Origin of the sequence: Paucihalobacter ruber, from assembly GCF_006494535.1 — a bacterium.
GTDB lineage: Bacteria > Bacteroidota > Bacteroidia > Flavobacteriales > Flavobacteriaceae > Paucihalobacter > Paucihalobacter ruber.
Genome location: NZ_VHIQ01000006.1, coordinates 66,212 through 91,180, shown reverse-complemented (window position 1 = coordinate 91,180; position 24,969 = coordinate 66,212). Strand labels below are relative to the sequence as shown.

The following is a 24,969-nucleotide window of genomic DNA, read 5'->3' as shown; positions in this document are numbered from 1 at the left end:
TGAAAATTATAAATATTGATTTAAATCTAGGTCGTTGATGCTTCCGTGTGATTCATGCGCCACCACTACCCCATTTTTAACTATCAATAATTGAGGTGATTGGTGGTATACTCCAAAGCTTTCACTAATCTCATTGGAGATATTTCGGTGTTGCAATAAATCTAAATAATACAAATCAAAGGCTTGGTCATTAAAATGGTAAGACTTTTCAAACTGACTTAACACCATTCTGCTAATTCCGCATCTGGTAGAATGTTTAAAAATGAGTTGTACTTTAGATACCGAGTTAGTTTTAATGCTTTCTAATTGATGTAAATCGGTTAAATGATTCCAATTCAGTTGACTTTCACTGCCAGAATTTCCACTGCCAAAAATAGAATTAAATAAGCCCATATGGTTTAATTTATAAGTATTCACAAAGGTAGTCGTAATTATTCCAATTCATTACACACAGACAAAAAGTCATCTAAAAATCAAGTCATTCCGACATTTTGTCGGCTAAAATTATTTGGCAATAAAATTGACCTTTCAAAATTAAACTAAAAACAAAAAGCCATGAACTTGAATAATTTTACCATAAAATCACAAGAAGCCATTCAAGCTGCTCAGCAACTAGCGCAGCAACTTGGGCATCAACAAATAGAAAACGAACATCTATTTAAAGGTGTTCTTGAAGTAGATGAAAACGTCTTGCCTTTCATTCTTAAAAAATTGAATGTCAATGCAGGCACATTACAATTAGCACTAGACAAGCAACTAGAAAGCTTTGCTAAAGTTTCCGGAGCCGATTTAATGTTGTCTCGCGAAGCCAATAAATCGCTCAACGAAGCCGCTATCATCGCTAAAAAAATGAAAGACGATTTTGTGTCTATCGAACATTTAATTCTTGCCATTTTTAAATCCAACAGCAAGATTGCTCAAATGCTAAAAGACCAAGGCGTTACTGAAAAGGGTTTAAATGCGGCCATTGAAGAATTACGCAAAGGTGACAGGGTCACTTCTCAAAGTCAAGAAGAAACTTATAATGCATTAAATAAATACGCTAAAAACCTGAATCAATTAGCCCGCGATGGCAAGTTAGATCCGGTAATTGGCAGAGATGAAGAAATAAGACGTATACTTCAAATTTTATCAAGACGCACCAAAAATAACCCTATTTTAGTTGGTGAACCCGGTACAGGTAAAACAGCCATTGCCGAAGGTTTGGCGCACAGAATTATTGATGGTGACGTCCCTGAAAACTTAAAAGAAAAACAAATATTTGCCTTAGATATGGGCGCGCTTATTGCCGGCGCTAAATACAAAGGTGAGTTCGAAGAAAGACTCAAAGCCGTAATCAAAGAAGTAACCGGCAGCGATGGTGATATCGTTTTGTTTATTGATGAAATTCACACTCTAGTAGGGGCCGGCGGAGGACAAGGCGCTATGGATGCTGCCAATATTCTAAAACCGGCCTTAGCTCGTGGTGAGTTGAGAGCCATTGGTGCTACCACTTTAGATGAATACCAAAAATATTTTGAAAAAGACAAAGCGCTTGAGCGTAGATTTCAAAAGGTAGTAGTTAATGAGCCCGATACCGAAAGTGCCATTTCTATACTTCGTGGTATTAAAGAGAAATACGAAACACACCACAAGGTTCGTATCAAAGACGAAGCCATTATTGGTGCTGTTGAATTATCTGAACGCTACATTACCAACAGATTTTTACCTGATAAGGCAATCGATTTAATGGATGAAGCGGCTTCTAAGCTTCGTATGGAAATTAACTCCAAACCCGAAGAATTAGATGTGCTCGACCGTAAAATCATGCAATTAGAAATTGAAATTGAAGCCATTAAGCGTGAGAAGGATGAAATAAAATTAAAATCGCTTTCAGCAGACTTGGCTAATTTAAAAGAAGAACGCAACACCTTGAACGCAAAGTGGAAAAGCGAGAAAGAAGTGGTTGAAAACATTCAAGCCAGAAAATCGGATATTGAAAACTATAAACTGGAAGCCGAGCGTGCCGAACGCGAAGGCGATTACGGCAAAGTAGCAGAATTGCGATACGGTAAAATTAAAGATGCTCAGGAAGCACTGGAAAAACTTCAAAAAGAACTGCAAGAAAACCAGTCTGGAAGCTCGCTTATTAAAGAAGAAGTTACCTACGATGACATTGCCGAAGTAGTTGCGAAATGGACCGGTATTCCGGTTACTAAAATGCTGCAAAGCGAGCGCGACAAATTACTAAAATTGGAAGATGAATTACACAAACGTGTTATTGGTCAGGAAGAAGCTATTGAAGCCGTTAGTGATGCCGTAAGACGTAGTCGTGCCGGTTTGCAAAATCCGCAAAAACCCATAGGAACCTTCCTGTTTTTAGGAACTACCGGTGTTGGTAAAACCGAATTAGCAAAAGCCTTAGCCGAATACCTGTTTGACGACGAAAACGCCATGACCCGAATTGATATGAGCGAATATCAAGAACGCCACGCGGTAAGCAGATTGGTTGGCGCACCTCCGGGTTATGTGGGTTATGACGAAGGCGGACAATTAACCGAAGCAGTTAGACGTAAGCCTTATTCGGTTGTGCTTTTAGATGAAATAGAAAAGGCGCATCCAGACACCTTCAACATCTTGTTACAAGTGCTTGACGAAGGTAGACTTACCGATAACAAAGGTCGTGTAGCCGATTTTAAAAATACCATTATCATTATGACTTCAAATATGGGTAGCCATATCATTCAGGAAAAATTCAATGCCGTAAAAGATATTGATACAGCTATGGAAGCCGCCAAAATTGAAGTACTTGGGTTGTTAAAACAAAATATCAGACCGGAGTTTTTAAACCGTATTGACGATACCATCATGTTTACGCCTCTTTCTAAACCAAATATCTTAGAAATAGTTGGCCTACAACTAAAAGGCATCACAAAAATGATTGCCAAGCAAGGTATTACCTTTGATGCCACATCTGAAGCTATCAACTATCTGGCCGAAAAAGGTTACAATCCAGAGTACGGTGCCAGACCCGTAAAGCGCGTGATTCAAAAAGATGTATTAAATGCTTTGAGTAAAGAAATACTTTCAGGTAAGGTTACTACAGACAGTATCATTTTACTAGATGAATTCGACGGTCAACTGGTTTTTAGAAACCAAGGTGATTTGGTGGTTGAAGAATTTTAAAAAATATTGTAACATAAAATAGATTAAATAGTCATATAGTTGGTTGGTTAGTAAAAAAGCAGCGCTAAATTCTTTCGGGAAAGACGTGTTGCTTTTTTCATTTAATATAACTACATATTTCTTGTTTTTTTTGAAATTTTAACTAAAGACAGCAAATTAATTGTCAATATTTTATCGGAAGAAGTGCTAAAATTTCGACAAAAAGCCTCTTTTGCATAATTTTAAGTAAAACCTATCGTTTAAATATGTAGATTTGTATTGCTATTGATTCCCAAATTTACACCTAATAAATCTTTTTGACGAACTAAAAACAATCAGGAAACCTACGTATTATGAACATCTCGAATTACATTGACCACACGCTTTTAAAGCCAACGGCTACCGAACGCGAAATTACCACCCTTTGCAACGAAGCAAAAAGAAATAGATTTAAAGCTGTTTGCGTTAATAGCTGTTATGTGTCTCTCGCTAAACACAATTTAGCTAAAAGCGATGTTAAAGTATGCGCCGTCATCGGGTTTCCGTTAGGAGCCATGTCTACACAAGCCAAAGTTTTTGAAGCCAAAAACGCAGTTGAACAAGGGGCAGACGAAATTGATATGGTCATCAACCTCGGATTGATAAAAAGCAAGAATTATGTAGCCGTTTTAAAAGACATTAGCGATGTGAAGTCTGCCATTGGCAATAAAATTTTGAAAGTAATTTTAGAAATAAGCGAACTGTCAAAAAACGAAATCATCAAGGCTTGCGAAATAGCCATGGATGCCAATGCAGATTATGTTAAAACTTCTACCGGTTTCTCAAAAAGTGGCGCCACATTAACGGCCGTTAAAATTATGAGAAAAACCGTTAAAGACCAACTAAAGATAAAAGCCTCAGGCGGTGTAAACACTTACGAAAAGGCCGTAAAATATATTCAAGCAGGTGCTGATAGAATTGGAACCTCTTCGGGCGTAACAATAGTAAACAATGAAGAACCTACTTTGGCTTATTAATCAAAGCTAAATTTATATCTTTACGCCATGAGCGTACACATTGAAGCAAAACCGGGAGATATTGCAGACACAATTCTGTTGCCGGGTGATCCGTTACGTGCCAAATGGATTGCAGAAACATTTTTACAAGATAGCTTTTGTTTTAATAAAGTTAGAAATATGTTTGGCTATACCGGCCTTTACAACGGTAAGCGCATTTCGGTTATGGGAACGGGAATGGGTGTGCCAAGTATTTCTATTTACGCACATGAACTTATTAATGATTACGGAGTTAAAAACCTTATTCGGGTTGGCAGCGCAGGATCTTACCAGGAAGATGTAAAAATCAGAGATATTGTGATAGCCATGGCCGCTTCATCAAATTCGGCTGTTAATGAGTTGCGTTTTGGTGGCGCAGACTACGCACCTACTGCCGATTTTGGATTGTTTATAAAAGCTATTGAAATTGCAAAAGCTAAAAATATCAATGTTAAAGCGGGCAATGTTTTTACCAGTGATGTGTTTTATGCAGACGACTTTGAGTCCTATAAAAAATGGTCTAAATTTGGCGTATTGTGCGTTGAAATGGAATCTGCCGGACTCTACACCGTGGCCGCAAAGCATAAAGTTCATGCCTTGTCTTTATTAACCATTTCAGACTCTTTAGTTACAGGTGAAAGAACCACCTCTAAAGAACGTGAAAGTACATTTAAAGGAATGGTCGAAATTGCTTTAGAATTGGCTTAGTTATAAAACATCTAACATTTAACTCTTTGCTAAATAACCTATTATTTAATTAAATGAAGCATATTTTAACATTCCTACTCGTTGCAATATTTCAGTTTGGAAATGCACAAATCAATTATGACAAAGCAGCAATTGAAATAACCCTCAATAATTATATTGACGCCTTTTACAAAGGTGATACTGTTAAGTTGAAAGCGGCTGTGAAACCAAGACTTTACAAATTTGGATATAAACAAAATGAAAACTCAGGCAATTACGACTTTTATGCGCACATGAACTATCAGGATGCTATGGATTTTGTTACAAAAATGAAAGCCGAAGGCAGAACCCGTGATGAAAACAAAATTAGAAAAGTTGAAGTTTTAGATATTGGTAATCACATTGCCTCAGCAAAAGTAACCGCAGTTTGGGGTATAGATTACATGTTGCTTTCTAAAGACAATGGCAAATGGATGATAGAACAGGTTATTTGGGAAGGTCCGCATCAGGAAACCAACCAACCCAAACCTACCACCTACTACCTTGTAAGACATGCCGAAAAAGACCGAAGTAATCCAGAAAATAAAAATCCTGACTTAACAGAAGCCGGCTTTCAGCGTGCCAAAAAATGGAATGCCATTTTAAATCATGTAGATTTTGATTTGGTTTACACCACCAACTACAACCGAACTATTCAAACGGCGCAATTTGTGGCTGAAAGAACCAACATTACTCCAACCATTTATGATGCTCATAACCTAGTTAAAGATGAATTTTTACAACTTACCCAAGGTAAAACCGTTTTTATTACTGGACACAGCAATACCATTCCGCAAATCGTCAATCAACTAATTGGAGAGAATAAATACCCCGAAATTTTAGATAGTGAAAATGGTTGCTTATTTATTGTTACAATAGTCGGGAATAAGGTGACAGATCAATTATTAGTTGTTAATTGATTACACACTCAATATCTTCCAATTCAATGTTCGATAGTAATTCTAAATTACCCGAAGTAAATAAGGCTTCCAGTTCTGTAAGTTTTACTAATTTGGTCTCAGGTTTATAATTATTGTAATCCACGAAACGAACACCGTTAACATAGCGCTCATTAGATGCTTCTCTAAAACGCAATCCGCCACCTTCAGTAAAATACTGATAAGCCAAATATTCCACCTTAAAATTATTTTTGTTAATCCAATATAAAAACACATCGTTAAAATCTTCGCCACCGCCTTCTTTGTTAAAAGTGATTTCAATTACATGGTATTTTTCACCTTTGATCTCGCTACTGTCAAGATATTTATGATTTACAGCCTTATCGGTCAATCCAAAAGGCAACACCGAAAAATAATGTACAGAATTTACCGAACTGGTAAATTTTTTGATATCCTCATCAGATAAATCTACAAGGCTGTCATTTACAAATCTTTCAAATTTACTGTTGGTAAGAACATCAACTATAACAGAATCGTCTTTAATACTTCTTCTGCTGAATTCAAACAAACCATTTTGCCTTTTGGCTTTGTAAAACAACTCTCTGAATTTAAATGAAATTTCACTATTAGCAATCACCTCACCACCAGAAACTTCAATAGATCTCTCGATAATTTCTTTAGCATTAGGCATCGACTGATCACTTTCATTTTTACAGGAAACTGTCAAAAATCCTATTAATAAAATCAATAATAAATATCTCATATAACTGTTTTCAAATTAATGTCGCAAAAATACAGATTAGCTTTCAGTGATATTCATAAATTATCCTAAAATACCTACCTTTGCAACCCATGCAAAACAAGGTTAATATTAAAAACAAACGCGCACGGTTCGAGTTCGAAATTATCGATACTTATACCGCCGGCATTGTGCTTACAGGTACCGAAATAAAATCCATTCGAGACAGTAAAGCTTCCATTGCTGAAAGCTTTTGCGAGTTTAACGATAAAGGCGAATTGTTTGTGATCAATATGACCATTGAAGAATATCTATACGGCACTTATTACAACCACAAACCTAAAGCCGAACGCAAACTATTACTCAACAAAAGAGAACTCAAGAAATTACAAAAAGAAGTGAATACCAAAGGTATGACTATTGTTCCTTTACGACTTTACATTAACGACAACGGCCTAGCAAAAATTGAAATTGCTCTTGCAAAAGGTAAAAAGTTATACGACAAACGCGACACCATTAAAGACCGTGATGTTAAGCGCGATTTAGACCGCATTAAAAAAAGTTTTTAAACTTAAAATTTACAATTTCTGTAACATAAAGCTAAGTCAATACACTTATGTTTGTAAGAATATTACCAACATAATGAGGTCACTAATTGTATTACTTATCACATTTTTAATAGGTTATAATGCCGCTGCTCAAATAACCGGCACAGTTATTAACGATAAAAACGAACCGCTCGCTTACGTGAATGTTTTTCTTGAAAACACTTATACCGGCACCACCACTAACGAGGATGGCATTTATGAGTTAAATATTAAAAAACCAGGGACATACACCTTGGTATTTCAATTTTTAGGATACACCACAAAAAAGTTAGAATTAGATATAAAGGCATTTCCGTTTGAACAAAACATGGTACTTACTGAAGCACAAATATCTTTAAACGAAGTATTTGTAAGCACCGAGGACAATCCGGGCAATGCCATCATCAGAAATGCTATTAAAAACAGGAAGATTAACTTAAACAAGATTAAAACTTACACAGCCGATTTTTATTCAAGAGGTTTGATAAGAATAAAAAATGCCCCTGAAAAAATTTTAGGGGTTGAGTTGGGAGATCTTGGTGGTGGTTTAGATTCTACTAGAAGCGGTATTATTTATTTGTCTGAAACCACATCAAAACTCCAATATCTTTTTCCAGATAAACTTAAAGAAACTATAACAGCCTCTAAAGTTAGCGGTGATGACAGTGGATTTAGTTTTAATACTGCATTAGACGCCAATTTCAATTTTTATCAAAATACAGTAGAATTGGGAGTTCAGGTAGTCTCTCCCATTGCAGATTTCGCTTTTGGTCACTATCGTTATAAGCTTGAAGGCACCTTTTATGACGACAATAACAACCTAATTAATAAAATTGCGGTTATTCCAAAGCAAAAGAATGATCGTGTTTTTTCAGGCTACATCTATATTGTTGAAGACCAATGGACCATCTACGGACTTGAATTAGAAATAACAGGTGAGCAAGCCGGTATTCCTGCAGCAGATAACTTTGTTTTAACCCAAAATTTTAAATATTCGGCGCAAGACCAAATTTGGGCACTTATGTCGCAAAACTTCGATTTTCAATATGGCATTTTTGGAATAAAAGGCAACGGAAAATTTACGGCAGTATTTAGTAATTACAGTTTTAACAACAATATTACCAAACGTAATTTCAGTCGTGAATTGGTCTCGTTTGTTGAAAACGCCAACAAAAAAGACAGTGCTTACTGGACTGTGAAACGTCCGGTGCCATTAACCGGCGAAGAAATTCAGGATTACTTAAAGAAGGACAGCATTCAACTGGTGAAAAAATCAAAACCTTATTTAGATTCAATAGACCGTGAACGCAATAAATTTAAATTAATGTCGCCTATTACCGGCTACAGTTATCAAGATTCACATAAAAATTACAGAATTGGGTATGATGGTATAACATCAAAAGTAAATTACAATACAGTACAAGGTTATCATATAAATTCAGGATTGTATTACGTAAAAAATTACGACGAATACAAGCGCTATTTTTCGGCTCGTGCCAATTTTGATTACGGTTTTTCAGACGACAGATTACGGGTTAATGGTAGTTTACTTTACAAATTCAATAATGTAAGCCGTGCAACAATTTCACTTTCCGGTGGTATCACAACCCAACAGTTTAATGAGATGGAACCCATTTCCCCTTTAATTAACAGTGTTGCCAGTTTATTCTTTGAAAATAACTTCATGAAACTTTACGATAAAAGTTATTTGTCGCTCGGATATTCCGAAGAATTATTCAACGGATTCAGGCTCTTCGGAAACATTAGTTACGAACGCAGAAAAGCCTTGTTTAATACTAGCGATCAAGTATTTATCAATAGCGATAGCAAAGTTTTCTCCAGTAATAATCCGTTAGACCCGACAGCTTTTGGAATTGCACCTTTTGAAACACACAATATTGTAAAGTTAAATCTGGCTACGCAAATTAACTTTGGTCAAAATTATATGAGTTACCCAAACACTAAAGTCAATTTAAATAACGAAACGTATCCAACCTTAACTTTAGGCTATGAGCAAGGTATGGGTGCTACCAATCCCGATTACAACTTTCAACAAATTAAAGCCCGATTATATCAAAATTTTGATGTATCAAACAAAGGCCGATTTGGCTATAACATGCGAGTTGGAAAACTTTTTAACGCTGAAAACGTTGCCTTTATGGATTTTCAACATTTTAACGGTAACCAAACAAATGTAGGCATGACCGGAACTTACACCAACGTATTTAACAATCTGGAATATTATAGATTAAGTACCAACAACAGCTACTTTGAGAGTCACTTTGAGCATAATTTTAGAGGGTTTTTGTTAAATAAAATTCCTTTATTAAACAAATTAGGATTTAATACCGTAGTTGGATTTCATAATTTGTCAACAACCGAAAATAAACCATATCAAGAATTCTCCATTGGATTGGATAATATTGGCTGGGGAAAATTTAGATTTTTAAGATTAGACTACGTGCGCTCTTATCAAGGTGGCTATTTAAACGATGCCATTATTTTTGGGCTGAGTTTCTTTAATTGAAGTTTGTTTGTAAGCCACGAATCCACTAAATGCTTTGGGGACAGGTTGAACGAATATAATTGTTTTTTTGCTTTCATAGCTTAAAAATTCAACACTTATCATTAATTTGCTCAAAATTTAATACAATGAAAAAATTACTTTTAGTTAGCCTTCTTGCGATATTTACTTCTTACAATATGCTTTCTCAAGAAACAGAAAATACGAAAGAAAAAGATTATTCATCATCAGTAAGCAGTATAAATGCCATTATTACAAATTTGTACGCCGTTATTTCAGGTGAAAAAGCACAAGAACGCGACTGGGAGCATTTTAAATTTTTATTTCACCCCAGCGCTAAACTCATTCCGGCCGGAAAAACACCTGAAGGAAAAATTGCTGCCCGTCATTTAAGTCCGCAAGACTACATCAAAACCTCAGGCGCTTGGTTGGTTGAAAATGGTTTTTTTGAGGTGGAAATTAATCGTGAAGTACAGGAATTTGGCAACATTGCGCATGTATTCAGCACTTATCAGGCCTACCGAAGTGCCGGCGAAACCGAACCCTTTATGCGTGGTATTAACAGTATACAGTTACTAAACGATGGCGAACGCTGGTGGATTTTAAACGTTTACTGGACACAAGAAAACGAGAGCAATCCAATTCCTAAACAATATTTACCCAGAGGCTAGTTTTTATCTTCAAGAAGTGGCACAAACCTGAATTCTCCATACTCGTGTTTTTCAAATTCAGTTTCACTTTTTCTGATAATTAAAGTCATTATTTGTATGTCGTCTCCAACCGGAATCACCAATCTGCCACCAACCGCCAATTGAGACAATAAGGCATTTGGCACCATGGGAGCTCCGGCCGTTACTATTATACCGCTGTAAGGTGCCCCTTCCTCATAGCCCTGGTAACCATCCCCAAAAATTAGTTTTTTGGGTCTGTAACCTATTTTAGGTAAGAAAAGTGAGGTTTTTCTAAATAACTCCTGCTGCCGTTCAATTGTATAAACTTTAGCACCAAGTTCTAAAAGTATCGCAGTTTGATAACCGCTTCCGGTACCAATTTCTAAAATTACATCACCCTTTTTAACATTTAACAACTCCGTTTGAAATGCAACAGTATAAGGCTGAGAGATAGTTTGATCTGCGGCAATCGGAAAGGCCTTATCAACATAGGCATGATCTAAAAACCCTGAATCCATAAATAAATGTCTGGGTACCCGACCAATAGCCTGCAAAACAGCAGCACTTTTAATACCCTTATCCTTAATGGTTTTAACCAATTTATTTCGTAAACCCTGATGCTTTAAAGTGTCTTTCAATTTTGATGCGTTTTAAGGGCTAATTTAGCCCAATACAAAGTAAGTTCAAAGACAAAAACACAGGAAATTATAAAACCATTAATAGATTTTTAGGCTCAAATCAATTATTTTTGAAAAAAAATAGAAATCATGCTAAAAGTTGGTGTACTTGGTGCCGGTCACTTAGGGAAAATTCATTTAAGGCTGCTTAACCAATCTGAGCATTATCAATTAGTTGGATTTTACGATCCAATGCATGATAATGCCAAAAAAGTTGCCGATGAATTTGGATACCAATATTTTGATAATATTGAAGCCTTAATTGACGCTGTTGATGTGGTTGATATTGTAACGCCCACATTGAATCATTTTGACTGTGCCAAAATGGCCATAGAAAAAGGTAAACATATTTTTATAGAAAAACCTATCACAACCACTGTTGAAGAAGCCGAAAAACTAAGAGATTTAGTTAAAAAGCACGGCGTTCGTGGTCAAGTTGGACACGTAGAACGTTTTAATCCTGCATTTACGGGTGTTAAGGATAAAATTGAAAACCCGATGTTTATTGAAACTCATAGGTTGGCCGAATTTAATCCGCGTGGTACCGATGTTCCGGTAGTATTAGATTTAATGATTCATGATATCGATATTATTTTAAGCGTTGTAAAATCAAAAGTGAAAAGTGTGCATGCCAGCGGTGTTTCGGTGATTAGTGAAACTCCTGATATTGCCAATGCCAGATTAGAATTTGAAAATGGTTGTGTAGCCAATTTAACTTCCAGCAGAATTTCACTTAAAAATATGCGTAAATCCAGGTTTTTTCAGAAGGATGCCTATATCTCGGTTGATTTTCTTGAGAAAAAAAGCGAGGTAGTTAAAATGAAAGACGCGCCAGAAAATCCGGGAGATTTTGATATGATACTTCAAAACGCTGAAGGTGTTAAAAAACAAATCTATTTTGATAATCCAAAAATTGAACCCAATAACGCCATCTTAGACGAGTTAGAATCTTTTGCCAACGCCATTAACAACAACCAAACACCAGAAGTATCGCTTAGCGAAGGCACCGAAGCCTTACGCGTTGCTTATCAAATAATTGATTGTTTTAAATGATGAAGTCATGGCTAATAAAGTAACAACCGAATTTAGAAAAGGGCAAGCCCAAATTTTCGAAAATCCGTTTTTAGAAAGCCTTACCAAAACCAATTTAACACAAAATATTGTGGTCTACGGTTTAACGATAGCTACAATCTCTGCTTATGCCATCATTGAAAAAGGAATATCTATTTTAAACTTTATAAGTTTATTTGTCTTGGGACTACTCTTCTGGACTTTAGCAGAATATATACTTCACAGATTTTTATTTCATTGGATTAGTGATAACAAGATTATGCAGCGTTTTCACTTTATTATGCATGGGTCTCATCACCTTTATCCTAACGATAAAGATCGTTTACTTATGCCACCGGTTCCAGGTTTAATTATGGCCTCGATGTTATTTGGAATCTTTTACCTGGCGTTTTGGCTAGTTAATATTCAAATCTATACTTGGGCATTTTTTCCCGGATTTTTTATTGGATATTTGTTGTATTCGTTTTTGCATCGCGCTATTCACGTTTACAAAGCACCCAAAAGATTTTCGTATCCTTGGAAACATCATATTTTACATCATTATAAATACCCGGATAAGTGTTTTGGGGTTTCAAACACTTTTTGGGACAGAGTTTTTGGCACTATGCCACCTAAATCATAACTATTAAATATTAACAAATGAAAAATATTGCAGTAATTGGCGCCGGAACAATGGGTAACGGCATTGCACATACTTTTGCACAATCAGGTTTTAAAGTTCAACTCATAGATGTTAGTGAATCTGCATTAAAAAAAGGAATGGACACCATTTCAAAAAATTTAGACAGACAAGTCGCCAAAGCGGTTATCACTGAAGCCGATAAACAAAACACCCTTAATAACATCACCACTTTTACCGATGTGGTTAGCGGTGTTGAATACGCAAGTTTGGTAGTAGAAGCCGCTACCGAAAATGTAGACCTCAAATTAAAAATATTTAAGCAGTTAGATGAGGCTTGTCCTGAAGACACCATTCTGGCGACGAATACCTCATCAATTTCTATCACGCAAATTGCAGCTGTAACTTCAAGACCTAAAATGGTCATCGGCATGCATTTTATGAATCCGGTGCCGATTATGAAATTGGTTGAAATAATTCGCGGTTACAACACCAGCAATGAAGTTACCAACACCATCATGGACTTATCAAAAGCATTGGGAAAAGTTCCGGTTGAAGTCAATGATTATCCGGGATTTGTCGCCAACCGTATTCTAATGCCCATGATCAACGAAGCCATCGAAACTTTATATAATGGCGTTGCAGGTGTACACGAAATTGACACCGTTATGAAACTGGGTATGGCACACCCAATGGGGCCACTGCAATTAGCCGATTTTATTGGTTTAGATGTTTGTTTATCCATACTAAATGTGATGTATGAAGGCTTTAAAAATCCGAAATACGCTCCTTGCCCTTTGTTGGTTAATATGGTACGTGCCGGAAAATATGGCATAAAATCGGGTGAAGGTTTTTACGACTATTCACAAAGTAAAAAGGCCGAAACAGTATCGCCACAATTTGTATAAAATAAATTTGTAAAAAAACAATAAACCAGGTTTAATAACTTGGTTTTATTTTAATTATGCCAAGAATCATTCCGTTTAAAGCAGTAAGACCCACGCGCAGTAAGGTGGGTTTGGTAGCATCCAGACCTTACGAAAGTTACACTGCCGAAGAACGTGAATCGCGCATGCATTACAATCCATTTAGCTTTTTACACATTATTAATCCGGGTTATAAATTTGACCAGGTCATTACAGGAGAAGAACGTTACAGACTGGTAAAAAACAGATACCTAGAGTTTAAAGAAGAGGACGTGTTTTTGCAAGATGAAAAGCCATCATTTTACGTTTATAAAATAATTAATCGAGATAATTTTGAATTTAGCGGAATCATTGCTTTAGCACATGCCGAAGACTACGAAAACAACCTCATTAAAAAGCACGAAGACACCTTAAAACAAAGAGAAGAAACCTTTAAAACCTATCTACAAAATGTCGGTTTTAATGCAGAACCTGTATTGGTAACGCATAAAGACAACCAGATAGTCTCTGACCTTATTAAACAAGTGCAAACGCAGTTTGCAGACTATGAGTTTACCATGACTTATCGGGACACACATTATCTATGGAAACTCGAGGATGAAGACATCATTGTCAAAATTCAGCAAGAGTTTAAAAATATTGGTGTCTTTTATATTGCAGATGGTCACCATCGTTGTGCTTCTTCGCATTTGCTATATCTGGAAGAAAAAAGTAAAAATCCAATCCACACAGGAACAGAACCCTATAACTATTTTATGTGCTTTTTCCTGCCTGAATCTCACCTTCGTATTTACGAATTTAACCGATTGATTAAAGACCTGAACGGTTTAACCACAAAAGAGTTTTTAATTCGTTTAGACGAATACTACAAAATTGAAAATTTCGGCAAAAAACCCTTTCAGCCTTCAAATATGCATGAATTTAGCATGTATTTAGAAGGCGAATATTACGCTCTTAAATTAAGGTTAAGCAAATACGAATTTATAAGTTCTTTAGACCATTTAGATGCTCATATTCTTTTTAAAACTGTACTGCAACCAATATTAGGCATCAACGATTTACGACAAGATAAACGCATAGAGTACGCTAATGGCAGATATGATGTTTACAAGTTGAAAAGCATGGTAGATAATGGTGAGTTTAAACTAAGCTTTGGTTTGTTTCCCACCAATATCAATCAAGTAAAAGCCATAGCAGACGAAGGCCTTACCATGCCCCCAAAAAGCACCTACATTTTACCAAAACTGCGCAGTGGATTAACCATTTATGAATTTTAACACATGAGTATTCAAGAAAATTTACAAACCATTTTATCTCAAATCCCTGAAAATGTGCAATTAGTGGCGGTTTCAAAAACCAAACCAAATGAAGACATTTTAGAAGCCTATAATGCCGGACAACGCATTTTTGGTGAAAATAAAATCCAGGAAATGGCAGATAAATATGACGCACTGCCAAAAGACATTGAATGGCACATGATTGGTCATGTTCAAACCAATAAAGTTAAATATATGGCGCCATTTGTGAGTTTAATTCACGGCGTTGACAGTTTTAAACTTTTAAACGAAATTAATAAGCAAGCACAAAAAAACAATCGGGTAGTTAATTGTTTGCTTCAAATAAAAATAGCCGAAGAAGATTCTAAATTTGGGCTTTCGGTCGAAGATGCAAAAGCCTTATTAGAAAGCCATGAACTTAAAACACTAAACCATATTAAAATAACTGGTTTAATGGGCATGGCTACCTTTACTGACGATGAAGAACAATTAAGTTCCGAATTCAACAAACTGCAATCAGCATTCAACCTATTCAAAAACATGAATAATTCTAATATCCAAATGACCGTTTTATCCATGGGCATGAGTGGTGATTTTAAAATTGCCATAGATCGTGGCAGTAATATGATAAGGGTAGGAAGTTCTATCTTTGGAGAGAGAATTTATTAATAAAAAGTAAGTGACATTATCTACTAACTGAAAACCTAAAAAATAGCAAATGAAAATATATACCAAAACAGGAGATACAGGAACAACAGCGCTTTTTGGAGGCACACGAGTTCCTAAACACCATATTAGAATTGAAAGTTATGGCACTGTTGATGAACTTAATTCAAACATAGGATTATTGCGCGATCAACAAATGGAGCACTCTCACAAGGAATTCTTAATGCAAATTCAAGACAAATTGTTTACTGTTGGTGCTATTTTAGCAACCGATCCTGATAAAGCTATTTTAAAAAGCGGTCAAGAACGACTTAATATTCCAAAAATCTCTAACGATGATGTTGAGCAGCTTGAAAAAGCTATAGATGCAATGGATCAAGAGTTACCACCAATGACACATTTTGTGTTACCGGGTGGTCATCCAACCGTGTCAATCTGTCATATTTGTCGCTGTGTTTGCCGTCGCGCCGAGCGTTTGGCCACCGCACTTTACGAGATTTCTCCTTTTCACGAAACTACTTTAGTGTATTTAAACCGACTTTCGGACTATCTTTTTGTATTGGCACGAAAGTTGTCTTATGAGCTAAAAGCCGAAGAAATTAAATGGATTCCAAAGAAGAATTCGTAAAATTTCAGGTCTTTTATTACGCTCTTTTTATTAGTGATTAATTAATACAGTTTTTTCTTGTTTAATTGAATAGAAAAATTATTTTTGCAAAAATTTAAATCGCATTTACAATGTATTGGACCCTAGAACTTGCATCCTACTTAAGTGACGCGCCTTGGCCGGCCACTAAAGACGAATTGATAGATTACGCTATCAGAACCGGTGCGCCTCTTGAAGTTGTTGAAAACCTTCAATCTATTGAAGACGAAGGTGATTCTTATGACTCCATCGAGGAAATCTGGTCAGATTATCCTACCGATGAGGATTACCTCTGGAACGAGGACGAATATTAAAAATCAAAATCAATTATAAAGAAAGTCTCTCAGTGAGACTTTTTTTATTTTCTTTTTATAAAGCCATACAAGTGTTATCTTTGATGGTATTTATAAAAACCAAACTAAAATCTAAATAAAAAAGGCTAACCAACAAATTGGGGTTAGCTTCAAATCAAAACATATATGAGTTTATTAAATTCAATATTAAAAGTATTTGTTGGCGACAAATCCAAGCAAGATGTGAAAGCCATCATGCCAATAGTCGACAAAATAAAAACTTTCGAAAAAGGCCTGGAAGCCTTGTCTCATGACGAGTTAAGATCCAAAACCGAAGAATTTAAACAGTTAATTGCTGAAGCCAGAAAGCCATTCTTTGAGCAAATAGAAGAACTTAAAACTCAAGCTAACGAGACCGAAGACATAGACCAGCGTGAAGGTATCTATCAGCAAATAGACGCCATAGACGATGATATATTTAAGGCAACCGAGGCTGTTCTCAACGACATTCTTCCCGAGGCATTCGCGGTAATGAAAGAAACCGCAAAAAGATTTTTCCATAACACAACTATAACGGTACATGCCAGCCCTTTCGACCGGGAAATTTCAGGGGCAAAAAGCTACGTTACTTTAACCGATGATAAAGCCTCATGGAGTAACTCCTGGGATGCGGCCGGAAAACCCATCACCTGGGATATGATTCATTACGACGTTCAGCTAATTGGTGGTATTGCCCTTCACGAGGGTAAAGTTGCCGAAATGCAAACCGGTGAAGGTAAAACCTTGGTAGCAACCTTACCTGTTTACCTGAACGCTCTAGCAGGAAAAGGCGTGCATTTAGTAACCGTAAACGACTACCTGGCAAAGCGCGACAGCGCCTGGATGGCACCACTTTTTGAGTTTCACGGTTTAAGTGTAGATTGTATTGACTTGCACCAGCCCAACTCAGCCGCCAGAAAAAAAGCTTATTTAGCCGATATTACCTACGGAACCAACAACGAATTTGGCTTTGATTATCTTAGAGATAACATGGCCCACACACCCGAAGACATCGTACAAAGAAAACACCATTACGCTATTGTTGATGAGGTCGATTCAGTATTAATTGACGACGCTCGTACACCTCTTATTATTTCAGGCCCGGTACCTGAAGGCGACAGACACGAGTTTAACGAGTTAAAGCCTAATGTTGAATCCTTGGTTTCGATCCAAAGACAATACCTCACTGGTGTTCTTGCTGAGGCTAAAAAATTAATTGCCGCTGGAGACACAAAAGAAGGCGGTTTTAAATTATTACAGGTTTATCGCGGTATTCCTAAAAATAAAGCCTTAATTAAGTTTTTAAGTGAAGAAGGTGTTAAACAACTACTTCAAAAAACCGAAAACTTTTACATGCAAGACAACAACCGCGAAATGCCGAAGGTTGATGCCGACTTGTACTATGTAATAGATGAAAAAAATAATCAGGTAGAGTTATCTGATAAAGGTGTGGAATTTCTTTCGGGAGAAGATAATCCAGACTTTTTTATCATGCCCGAAATGGGAATGGAAATTGCCAAAATTGAAAATCAAAATCTTCCTAAAGAAGAAGAAGCTAAACTTAAAGAAGAGTTATTTAGAGATTTCAATGTGAAAAGTGAACGCATTCACACGCTCAATCAATTACTTAAAGCCTATGCGCTTTTTGAAAGAGATACGCAATACGTTGTTATGGAAAACAAGGTAATGATTGTAGATGAACAGACAGGCCGTATTATGGACGGTCGTCGTTATAGTGACGGTTTACATCAGGCCATTGAAGCCAAAGAAAATGTAAAAATCGAAGCCGCCACACAAACGTTCGCCACCATTACGCTTCAAAATTACTTTAGAATGTATCGTAAACTCGCCGGTATGACAGGTACTGCAGTGACAGAAGCAGGAGAATTATGGGAGATTTATAAACTTGATGTAGTAGAAATTCCAACTAACAAACCAATTGCCAGAGACGATCGCGATGACTTGGTGTATAAAACCAAACGCGAAAAATACAATGCTGTTATTGACGAAGTCACTAAACTATCGGCTGCAGGAAGGCCTATTTTAATTGGTACAACTTCGGTTGAAATTAGCGAGTTACTATCAAAAATGCTTGATATTAGAAAGCTTCCGCATAACGTTTTAAACGCTAAAATGCATAAAAAAGAAGCAGATGTAGTAGCCGAAGCCGGTCAGCCCGGACAAATTACCATCGCTACCAATATGGCAGGTAGAGGTACTGATATTAAATTGAACGATGCGGTAAAAGCCGCCGGTGGTTTAGCTATTATTGGTACAGAACGTCACGATTCAAGGCGTGTAGACAGACAGTTGAGAGGTAGAGCCGGTAGACAAGGTGATCCAGGAAGTTCGCAGTTCTATGTGTCTTTAGAAGACAATTTAATGCGTCTTTTTGGAAGTGAGCGAATCGCCAAAATGATGGACCGAATGGGATTGAAAGAAGGCGAAGTAATTCAGCACGGTATGATTTCAAAATCGATTGAACGCGCCCAGAAAAAAGTAGAAGAAAACAACTTTGGCGTGAGAAAACGATTATTGGAATATGACGACGTTATGAACGCTCAGCGTGAAGTTATCTACAAAAGAAGACGAAATGCACTAAAGGGCGAAAGACTTCAGGTAGATATCGCCAATATGATTTACGACACTTCTGAATTAATTGCCGAAACCAACAAGACGGCCAACGATTATAAAAACTTTGAGTTTGAACTCATCAGATATTTTTCAATTAGCAGTCCGGTGAATGAAACCGAGTTTTCAAAAAAATCTGTCATGGAACTGGCTCAGGAAGTTTACAAGGCCGCTTTCAAACATTATAAAGACAAGATGCAGCGCAATGCAGATTTGGCATATCCTATAATTGAAAACGTTTATTTAAATCAAGGGGATAAATTCAAAAGAATTGTTGTGCCTTTTACAGATGGTATAAAGCAACTGCAGGTTGTAACCGATTTGCAACAGGCCTACGAATCTAAAGGAAAACAACTCATCAACGACTTTGAAAAGAATATCACCTTAGCCATCGTTGACGACTCTTGGAAAACGCATTTGCGTAAAATGGACGAATTAAAACAATCGGTGCAATTGGCAGTTCACGAGCAAAAAGATCCATTGTTAATCTATAAATTCGAAGCATTTGAACTGTTTAAAAGCACTGTAGATCAAATCAACAAAGAAGTTATTTCCTTCTTGTTTAAGGGCGAGTTACCGTCTGAAACCACGAACAATATTCAAGAAGCTCGCGCCAGAAGACAAGAAAAATTAGAAACCAAAAAAGAGGAAATCCCTAATATGGACGAACGATCAGCGCAATCAAGAGCTGCCGGTGCCAATACCCAAAGAAGCGCTCAAACGGTAGAAACCATTGTTAGGGATAAACCAAAAATTGGCCGAAACGACAAGGTAACCATCAAGCACGTGTTGAGTGGCGAAAATAAAACACTTAAATACAAACAAGCTGAGCCTATGATTGCCAAAGGCGATTGGGTTTTAATTGAAGACTAAACCAATTAAAATAAGAGTTAAAAAAAGTCTGGCAATTAAAAATTGTCAGACTTTTTTAGTTAAACAAGTTTATAAGTAAATCTGGATTGGGGCAATTTTTCATGTAGTAACCAAGTTCAAGTTTGCTACAAACACCGGGATAATCGCCGCTATAATCTTCAATATCTTTTATAATTTGAAAATGTAAATGCGGTGGATAATCGCCATTTACAGTTGCAGTACCGAGTGTAGCTATTTGTTGTCCTTTTGCAATTTTTTGGCCAACTAACAAATTCTTTAAAGATTCTAAACTGAGGTGTCCGTATAAGGTATAAAATTCGAAGCCCTCAACTTGATGCTTAAGGATGATGGTTGGTCCGTAGTCGCCAAAATTTTGGTTATTCTTAAAACTATGCACTTCTGCATTTAAAGGGGCAAAAATCGGGGTACCGGCTTCAATCCAAAGATCTAAACCCAAATGAATATTTCTTTCGGTTAAGGTGTCTCCTTCATTAAAATGAGTACTGCGTCTATAAATTCCACGAGGTTCCAAATAACCTCCTACGGCTACTTTGGCATTATTTCTTTTCATTTGAGCCCAGACAAAATTTTCTAAAAGCACAGACGACTCAAAAACCTCCGGTCTGATGGCATCATTAAAAACTGATAAATCCAGTTTACAAAAATCAATTTTATTAATGCTATCAGGTAAAACAGATGCTGCCTCAGTTGATAATTTTATAAGTAGATTTTCAAAGTTATTCATTATCGCATTTCTTAGTTGTAAAAATACAAATGAAAGCCTATTTTCATCCTAAAATGTAGTAACTAAAATCAAGGCTCTAAACATAAATTTTAATAACTTGCGTTTAATTAGTAAACATGACTTTATCTCAGTTTTAAATGAATTACTTACTTAAAAGACTCTTAATTTTACTATTTCTCGCAGCTATTGCACTCTTGGGGTATTTACATTTTGTAGAGAATATCTTCTCACCAAGATTAAGTCCGCAAGACACTGTTAGTTTTCAATTAAACGATTTAAAACTAAGTGTAAATTACAATAGACCTTCTAAACGAGACCGGGAGATATTCGGGGCACTGATTCCTTTTGGTCAGGTTTGGCGAACCGGAGCTAATGAAGCTACTGTTTTTAAAACCAATAAAGATTTAATGATTGATGGTATTTACTTACCCCAAGGAGATTATACGTTATGGACCATACCCAATGAAAACAGTTGGCAAGTATTTTTGAACAACAAAATGTATACGTGGGGTGTAGATGAAACTATGAAAGCCATGCGAGAGCCGCAATATGATGTTGTGGATATTGAAGCTGCAGTTCAAAAATTAGATAATGTAGTTGAACAATTTACCATTGGATTTGACAATACTACCGGAAAATTATATCTCACCATGGTTTGGGACCAGATTAAAATTGCAGTACCAATTGAAGAATTAAAAGTAACCCAATAACAATATTTTGAGCCGTAAAAAACATAGTGCTTTAAGTGAAAAAGAAGGTGTTAAACAACCTGAATTTTTGAGTAAAAAGTCGGCCGCTTTTATCAAAAAAAGAAGACAGCAAACGCAAGAACCTGAAGCCCTGGTTACTGAGATTTTAAAAGGCAATATCACCGCTTTGAGTCAGGCAATTACTCTGATTGAAAGCACACAACCCGATCACTTACAAAAGGCGAACAAAATAATTATGGGCTGTTTACCACATTCTAGAAAGTCTGTTAGAGTTGGAATTACAGGTATTCCAGGTGTTGGTAAAAGTACTTTTATTGAAGCGCTTGGCATGCAGCTTATAAATGATAATAAAAAGGTAGCTGTTCTTGCAGTAGACCCTAGCAGTTCAGTTAGTAAAGGCAGTATTTTAGGTGATAAAACCAGAATGGAATCTTTGGTGAAATCTAATAAAGCTTTCATTAGACCGTCGGCATCAGGAAATTCATTGGGTGGTGTAGCAAGAAAAACCAGAGAATCTATCATTTTATGCGAAGCTGCCGGGTTTGATACCATTTTAATTGAAACCGTTGGCGTTGGTCAAAGTGAAACCGCTGTACACGGTATGGTTGATTTTTTTCTATTGTTAAAGATTGCCGGAGCAGGCGACGAATTACAAGGCATTAAACGCGGGATTATGGAAATGGCAGACGCCATCGTCATCAACAAAGCTGATGGTGATAATATTACTCGTGCTAAAAATGCTAAAGTAGACTTCTCACGTGCATTGCATTTGTATCCGCCTAAAACATCAGGATGGGTACCAACAGTAAGTTTATGCAGTGCCTTAGAAAATACAGGTATTAAAGAACTATGGCTAACTATTGAAGCGTTTGTTCAAAAAACAAAAATTTCAGGGCATTTTGAGAGCAATAGAATTGACCAAAACAAGCAATGGTTGAAACAAACTATTGAAGACAGAATTACAAGAAATTTCTACAAGCGGTCTGAAATTAAAGCTGAACTTTCAAAACAAATTCAACTTATTGAAGCAGGAGAAACTACGCCCTTTGCGGCGGCAGACTACCTGCTGTCGTTATAAAAAATTCTGTTTATACCAGTCAACTTGGTATTTCACTGCTTCTAACAAGGTAGTTTGCGGGTTGTAATTAAGTAGTTCTCTTGCCTTGTCAATATTTGCCTTTGTTCTAAGTTGGTCTCCCATGCGCTTTGGCATTACCTTAATAGCGATTGTTTTATTTAAAACCTTCGATACAGCATCGATACCTTCCTGAGTAGTGTGTTCAACTTCGGTACCTAAATTTATGACCTGATTATTTAGCACGGTTTCCTTGCCAATGACGCTAACGAGCCCATCTACAATATCACCAACGTAAGTGAAACTTCTCAAGTGAGATTCACTACCTTCAAACAATGGAAATGGTTCATCATTTAACCCTAATTCAATTAATTTGGTATACATTTTTTCGGGACGCTCACGCGGCCCAATTACCGAGTACAATCTAAATGAACAGGCGTGTAACTGTTTCATTCGGGCATGCTGTAATACTAACTGTTCTGCAGCTAGTTTGGTAACACCATAATAAGAGGCAGGTTCGGGTGCTTTAGTTTCTGGGAAAGTGGCTTCTAATCCATAAATTGAAGAAGTACCAATGTTAACAAACATTTTAAGCCCTTCGCAGTTTAAAGCATAATCTACTAATAATTTTGTAGCCAAAATATTATTAGTGAAGTAATCTTCAAAAGTTGAAGTAGATGAAATACCGGGCTGCGCTGCAAAGTGAAAGATATAGTCAATATCGGTTGGCAAATCACTATACATCGATGCATCTCTCAAGTCGGCATCTATAATCTTACATCCAGACTGCTCTGCCGCCAAAGCATTCAGCTTTTTAAGCTTCACGCTATAATAACTGTTAAAGTTGTCAACCCCAATCACATGGTGACCAGAGTTTGCCAGTCTTTCGGCTGTGTGCGAACCAATAAAACCGGCGGCACCTGTTACTAATATTTTCATAATTCAAAAATTCGGATGCAAATTACATAAATTTCGGTTAAACAATCCATTATTTCTTTTTGATTATTTGTTTACATTTGTTACGCTAACTTAAATTTATGTCTTATCAGCTAACCATTGTAATTCCTGTTTATAACGAAGCAGATAATTTACTAAGGGTTGAAAAAGAATGTGTTGAATTCTTTAAAAATGCTTCGGTTATATCGAAAGTACTATTTGTAAACGATGGATCTACGGACAAAAGCCAGCAGCTAATTGAAGAAATTTGCACTAGAAATAAGGATTTCACTTTCATTTCCTTTAAAGAAAACCGAGGTCTTAGTGCGGCTATTAAAGCCGGTTTTGACTATACCTCTACGCCCTTGGTTGGCTACATAGATGCCGATTTACAAACCTCTCCTGAAGATTTTAATAAATTGCTGGAATACAGTAAAGATTACCACTTGGTTACCGGAGTTAGAGCCGACAGAAAAGACTCATTTGTTAAAAATATGTCTTCAAAAATTGCTAATGGTATAAGACGAACCTTTACTAACGACGGTATGGATGATACCGGCTGTCCGTTAAAAATCATTCATACAGATTACGCAAAGCGAATACCAATGTTTAAAGGGTTGCACCGTTTTTTACCTGCTATGATTTTGTTACAAAATGGTAAGATTATTCAAATCCCGGTACAACATTTTCCGAGAATTGCCGGTAAAGCGAATTTTGGGTTATGGAATAGACTCTTAGGGCCATTGATGGATTGTTTTGCCTATTTATGGATGAAGAAAAAATATATTAATTACACATTGGCTAAAAAAAGTAATTCTTTAGGTGAGTAACTGGATTATTTACAGCATCGGTTTTATAGCGCAAATTCTGTTTTCGGGTAGACTAATTGTGCAGTGGTTGAGCTCCGAAAAACAAAAAAAAGTTGTAACACCTGCGCTCTTCTGGTTTTTTAGCTTACTAGCGTCATTTTTACTTTTTATTTACGGGTATTTGAGACAGGATTTTGCTATTATGTTGGGGCAAAGTTTAACTTACTTTATCTACATAAGAAATCTTCATTTGCAAGGACAGTGGCCGAAATTCCCGGTAATTATTAGAGTGTTTTTACTTTTAGTTCCTGTTTTGATTGTTATTTACTACTACAATAACAATGTTATAGATAAAGAAATCCTTTTTAAAAATGAAAACATTCCGTTTTGGTTATTATTGTTAGGAGTCATTGCTCACATCATTTTTACATTCAGATTTATTTATCAATGGATTTATTCTGAAAGAAAAAAAGAATCATCGTTACCATTAGGTTTTTGGTTATTGAGTATTATTGGTGCATCGCTTATTTTAACGTATGCTGTTTTTAGAAGAGATCCTGTGCTATTAGCCGGTCACGGATTTGGACTCATTATTTACATTCGAAATTTAATGTTGATTAGAAAAGAAAGTGCTTAAAATTTTAAAAACATA

Annotated in this window: 24 protein-coding genes; 19 read left to right on the top strand and 5 right to left on the bottom strand. The window is 36.3% G+C overall.

Translation table 11 applies throughout. The annotated features are described in order from the left end of the window. Nucleotides 1-6: 6 nt before the first annotated feature. A complete protein-coding gene (ytxJ, locus tag FJ651_RS12230) occupies nucleotides 7-393 on the bottom strand; it encodes a bacillithiol system redox-active protein YtxJ (RefSeq protein WP_140990823.1) in 387 nt (128 codons plus the stop codon). 162 nt (nucleotides 394-555) lie between these two features. Between ytxJ and clpB the strand changes: the two genes are divergently transcribed. The 4 genes from clpB to FJ651_RS12210 all read left to right on the top strand — a co-directional run bounded on the left by clpB (nucleotide 556) and on the right by FJ651_RS12210 (nucleotide 5,824). Then, complete coding sequence (gene clpB, locus FJ651_RS12225) at nucleotides 556-3,165, top strand: ATP-dependent chaperone ClpB (protein ID WP_140990822.1); 2,610 nt, start codon at nucleotides 556-558, stop codon at nucleotides 3,163-3,165. Between the two features lie 332 nt (nucleotides 3,166-3,497). Then, entirely contained in the window at nucleotides 3,498-4,160 is a 663-nt protein-coding gene (gene deoC / locus FJ651_RS12220) for a deoxyribose-phosphate aldolase (RefSeq protein ID WP_140990821.1), read from the top strand. Nucleotides 4,161-4,187: 27 nt separating this feature from the next. After that, nucleotides 4,188-4,886 (top strand): purine-nucleoside phosphorylase, encoded by a 699-nt coding sequence (gene deoD, locus FJ651_RS12215; RefSeq protein ID WP_140990820.1) that lies wholly within the window; start codon nucleotides 4,188-4,190, stop codon nucleotides 4,884-4,886. Nucleotides 4,887-4,939: 53 nt separating this feature from the next. After that, nucleotides 4,940-5,824 carry a histidine phosphatase family protein gene (locus FJ651_RS12210; RefSeq protein WP_140990819.1) on the top strand — a complete coding sequence of 295 codons (885 nt, stop codon included), beginning with the start codon at nucleotides 4,940-4,942 and terminating at the stop codon, nucleotides 5,822-5,824. Here the strand turns inward: FJ651_RS12210 and FJ651_RS12205 are convergent. Then, nucleotides 5,817-6,566, bottom strand: a complete 750-nt coding sequence (locus tag FJ651_RS12205) for a DUF6503 family protein (RefSeq protein WP_140990818.1) — start codon at nucleotides 6,564-6,566, stop codon at nucleotides 5,817-5,819. The two genes, FJ651_RS12210 and FJ651_RS12205, sit on opposite strands and share 8 nt — an antisense overlap. An 89-nt stretch (nucleotides 6,567-6,655) precedes the next feature. On the opposite strand from FJ651_RS12205, the gene smpB reads away from it, so the two are divergent. From smpB to FJ651_RS12190, 3 genes are all read left to right on the top strand, one after another. Continuing rightward, nucleotides 6,656-7,111, top strand: coding sequence for an SsrA-binding protein SmpB (gene smpB, locus FJ651_RS12200; RefSeq protein ID WP_140990817.1), 456 nt, complete (start codon nucleotides 6,656-6,658; stop codon nucleotides 7,109-7,111). 73 nt (nucleotides 7,112-7,184) lie between these two features. Continuing rightward, the gene (locus FJ651_RS12195; protein ID WP_140990816.1) at nucleotides 7,185-9,656 is read left to right on the top strand and encodes a DUF5686 and carboxypeptidase regulatory-like domain-containing protein; all 2,472 of its coding nucleotides are present in this window, start codon (nucleotides 7,185-7,187) and stop codon (nucleotides 9,654-9,656) included. A 125-nt stretch (nucleotides 9,657-9,781) separates the two neighbouring features. Next, entirely contained in the window at nucleotides 9,782-10,324 is a 543-nt protein-coding gene (locus FJ651_RS12190) for a hypothetical protein (RefSeq protein ID WP_140990815.1), read from the top strand. On the opposite strand, the gene FJ651_RS12185 is transcribed toward FJ651_RS12190, so the two are convergent. Beyond that, nucleotides 10,321-10,962 (bottom strand): protein-L-isoaspartate(D-aspartate) O-methyltransferase, encoded by a 642-nt coding sequence (locus tag FJ651_RS12185; protein WP_140990814.1) that lies wholly within the window; start codon nucleotides 10,960-10,962, stop codon nucleotides 10,321-10,323. The two genes, FJ651_RS12190 and FJ651_RS12185, sit on opposite strands and share 4 nt — an antisense overlap. Before the next feature lie 129 nt (nucleotides 10,963-11,091). Here FJ651_RS12185 and FJ651_RS12180 point away from each other — a divergent pair, with 129 nt between their 5' ends. The 8 genes from FJ651_RS12180 to secA all read left to right on the top strand — a co-directional run bounded on the left by FJ651_RS12180 (nucleotide 11,092) and on the right by secA (nucleotide 20,042). Then, complete coding sequence (locus FJ651_RS12180) at nucleotides 11,092-12,054, top strand: Gfo/Idh/MocA family oxidoreductase (RefSeq protein ID WP_140990813.1); 963 nt, start codon at nucleotides 11,092-11,094, stop codon at nucleotides 12,052-12,054. Nucleotides 12,055-12,061: 7 nt separating this feature from the next. Next, nucleotides 12,062-12,694 (top strand): sterol desaturase family protein, encoded by a 633-nt coding sequence (locus FJ651_RS12175; RefSeq protein ID WP_140990812.1) that lies wholly within the window; start codon nucleotides 12,062-12,064, stop codon nucleotides 12,692-12,694. 17 nt (nucleotides 12,695-12,711) lie between these two features. Further along, on the top strand, nucleotides 12,712-13,599 hold the full coding sequence (locus FJ651_RS12170; RefSeq protein ID WP_140990811.1) for a 3-hydroxybutyryl-CoA dehydrogenase: 888 nt from the start codon (nucleotides 12,712-12,714) through the stop codon (nucleotides 13,597-13,599). Nucleotides 13,600-13,655: 56 nt separating this feature from the next. Next, complete coding sequence (locus FJ651_RS12165; protein WP_140990810.1) at nucleotides 13,656-14,894, top strand: DUF1015 domain-containing protein; 1,239 nt, start codon at nucleotides 13,656-13,658, stop codon at nucleotides 14,892-14,894. A gap of 3 nt (nucleotides 14,895-14,897) precedes the next feature. Further along, nucleotides 14,898-15,563 carry a YggS family pyridoxal phosphate-dependent enzyme gene (locus tag FJ651_RS12160; RefSeq protein WP_140990809.1) on the top strand — a complete coding sequence of 222 codons (666 nt, stop codon included), beginning with the start codon at nucleotides 14,898-14,900 and terminating at the stop codon, nucleotides 15,561-15,563. A 49-nt stretch (nucleotides 15,564-15,612) separates the two neighbouring features. Continuing rightward, the gene (locus FJ651_RS12155) at nucleotides 15,613-16,188 is read left to right on the top strand and encodes a cob(I)yrinic acid a,c-diamide adenosyltransferase (protein ID WP_140990808.1); all 576 of its coding nucleotides are present in this window, start codon (nucleotides 15,613-15,615) and stop codon (nucleotides 16,186-16,188) included. A 110-nt stretch (nucleotides 16,189-16,298) separates the two neighbouring features. Beyond that, on the top strand, nucleotides 16,299-16,520 hold the full coding sequence (locus FJ651_RS12150; protein ID WP_019387375.1) for a DUF2795 domain-containing protein: 222 nt from the start codon (nucleotides 16,299-16,301) through the stop codon (nucleotides 16,518-16,520). 165 nt (nucleotides 16,521-16,685) lie between these two features. Next, the gene (secA, locus tag FJ651_RS12145) at nucleotides 16,686-20,042 is read left to right on the top strand and encodes a preprotein translocase subunit SecA (protein WP_140990807.1); all 3,357 of its coding nucleotides are present in this window, start codon (nucleotides 16,686-16,688) and stop codon (nucleotides 20,040-20,042) included. A 55-nt stretch (nucleotides 20,043-20,097) separates the two neighbouring features. On the opposite strand, the gene FJ651_RS12140 is transcribed toward secA, so the two are convergent. Continuing rightward, nucleotides 20,098-20,787 (bottom strand): peptidoglycan DD-metalloendopeptidase family protein, encoded by a 690-nt coding sequence (locus FJ651_RS12140; RefSeq protein WP_140990806.1) that lies wholly within the window; start codon nucleotides 20,785-20,787, stop codon nucleotides 20,098-20,100. 137 nt (nucleotides 20,788-20,924) lie between these two features. Here FJ651_RS12140 and FJ651_RS12135 point away from each other — a divergent pair, with 137 nt between their 5' ends. Then, complete coding sequence (locus FJ651_RS12135) at nucleotides 20,925-21,497, top strand: DUF2911 domain-containing protein (protein WP_140990805.1); 573 nt, start codon at nucleotides 20,925-20,927, stop codon at nucleotides 21,495-21,497. A gap of 7 nt (nucleotides 21,498-21,504) precedes the next feature. Next, on the top strand, nucleotides 21,505-22,575 hold the full coding sequence (meaB, locus tag FJ651_RS12130) for a methylmalonyl Co-A mutase-associated GTPase MeaB (protein WP_140990804.1): 1,071 nt from the start codon (nucleotides 21,505-21,507) through the stop codon (nucleotides 22,573-22,575). On the opposite strand, the gene FJ651_RS12125 is transcribed toward meaB, so the two are convergent. Then, nucleotides 22,570-23,511 carry an NAD-dependent epimerase/dehydratase family protein gene (locus FJ651_RS12125; RefSeq protein WP_140990803.1) on the bottom strand — a complete coding sequence of 314 codons (942 nt, stop codon included), beginning with the start codon at nucleotides 23,509-23,511 and terminating at the stop codon, nucleotides 22,570-22,572. The genes meaB and FJ651_RS12125 overlap by 6 nt on opposite strands. Before the next feature lie 98 nt (nucleotides 23,512-23,609). Here FJ651_RS12125 and FJ651_RS12120 point away from each other — a divergent pair, with 98 nt between their 5' ends. Together FJ651_RS12120 and FJ651_RS12115 are read left to right on the top strand one after the other, a co-directional pair. Next, on the top strand, nucleotides 23,610-24,338 hold the full coding sequence (locus FJ651_RS12120) for a glycosyltransferase family 2 protein (protein WP_140990802.1): 729 nt from the start codon (nucleotides 23,610-23,612) through the stop codon (nucleotides 24,336-24,338). Next, nucleotides 24,331-24,954, top strand: coding sequence for a lipid-A-disaccharide synthase N-terminal domain-containing protein (locus FJ651_RS12115; RefSeq protein WP_140990801.1), 624 nt, complete (start codon nucleotides 24,331-24,333; stop codon nucleotides 24,952-24,954). The genes FJ651_RS12120 and FJ651_RS12115 overlap by 8 nt, the downstream gene beginning before the upstream one ends. The last annotated feature ends 15 nt before the right edge of the window (nucleotides 24,955-24,969 follow it).

Coding starts and splice junctions, on each gene's coding strand:
- clpB (WP_140990822.1), top strand. CDS start 556: ATGAACTTGAATAATTTTACCATAAAATCACAAGAAGCCATTCAAGCT.
- FJ651_RS12195 (WP_140990816.1), top strand. CDS start 7,185: ATGAGGTCACTAATTGTATTACTTATCACATTTTTAATAGGTTATAAT.
- FJ651_RS12175 (WP_140990812.1), top strand. CDS start 12,062: ATGGCTAATAAAGTAACAACCGAATTTAGAAAAGGGCAAGCCCAAATT.
- secA (WP_140990807.1), top strand. CDS start 16,686: ATGAGTTTATTAAATTCAATATTAAAAGTATTTGTTGGCGACAAATCC.
- deoD (WP_140990820.1), top strand. CDS start 4,188: ATGAGCGTACACATTGAAGCAAAACCGGGAGATATTGCAGACACAATT.
- FJ651_RS12205 (WP_140990818.1), bottom strand. CDS start 6,566: ATGAGATATTTATTATTGATTTTATTAATAGGATTTTTGACAGTTTCC.
- FJ651_RS12125 (WP_140990803.1), bottom strand. CDS start 23,511: ATGAAAATATTAGTAACAGGTGCCGCCGGTTTTATTGGTTCGCACACA.
- deoC (WP_140990821.1), top strand. CDS start 3,498: ATGAACATCTCGAATTACATTGACCACACGCTTTTAAAGCCAACGGCT.
- FJ651_RS12150 (WP_019387375.1), top strand. CDS start 16,299: ATGTATTGGACCCTAGAACTTGCATCCTACTTAAGTGACGCGCCTTGG.
- ytxJ (WP_140990823.1), bottom strand. CDS start 393: ATGGGCTTATTTAATTCTATTTTTGGCAGTGGAAATTCTGGCAGTGAA.
- FJ651_RS12210 (WP_140990819.1), top strand. CDS start 4,940: ATGAAGCATATTTTAACATTCCTACTCGTTGCAATATTTCAGTTTGGA.
- FJ651_RS12190 (WP_140990815.1), top strand. CDS start 9,782: ATGAAAAAATTACTTTTAGTTAGCCTTCTTGCGATATTTACTTCTTAC.
- FJ651_RS12135 (WP_140990805.1), top strand. CDS start 20,925: ATGAATTACTTACTTAAAAGACTCTTAATTTTACTATTTCTCGCAGCT.
- FJ651_RS12155 (WP_140990808.1), top strand. CDS start 15,613: ATGAAAATATATACCAAAACAGGAGATACAGGAACAACAGCGCTTTTT.
- FJ651_RS12120 (WP_140990802.1), top strand. CDS start 23,610: ATGTCTTATCAGCTAACCATTGTAATTCCTGTTTATAACGAAGCAGAT.
- smpB (WP_140990817.1), top strand. CDS start 6,656: ATGCAAAACAAGGTTAATATTAAAAACAAACGCGCACGGTTCGAGTTC.
- FJ651_RS12165 (WP_140990810.1), top strand. CDS start 13,656: ATGCCAAGAATCATTCCGTTTAAAGCAGTAAGACCCACGCGCAGTAAG.
- FJ651_RS12180 (WP_140990813.1), top strand. CDS start 11,092: ATGCTAAAAGTTGGTGTACTTGGTGCCGGTCACTTAGGGAAAATTCAT.
- FJ651_RS12170 (WP_140990811.1), top strand. CDS start 12,712: ATGAAAAATATTGCAGTAATTGGCGCCGGAACAATGGGTAACGGCATT.
- FJ651_RS12160 (WP_140990809.1), top strand. CDS start 14,898: ATGAGTATTCAAGAAAATTTACAAACCATTTTATCTCAAATCCCTGAA.
- FJ651_RS12140 (WP_140990806.1), bottom strand. CDS start 20,787: ATGAATAACTTTGAAAATCTACTTATAAAATTATCAACTGAGGCAGCA.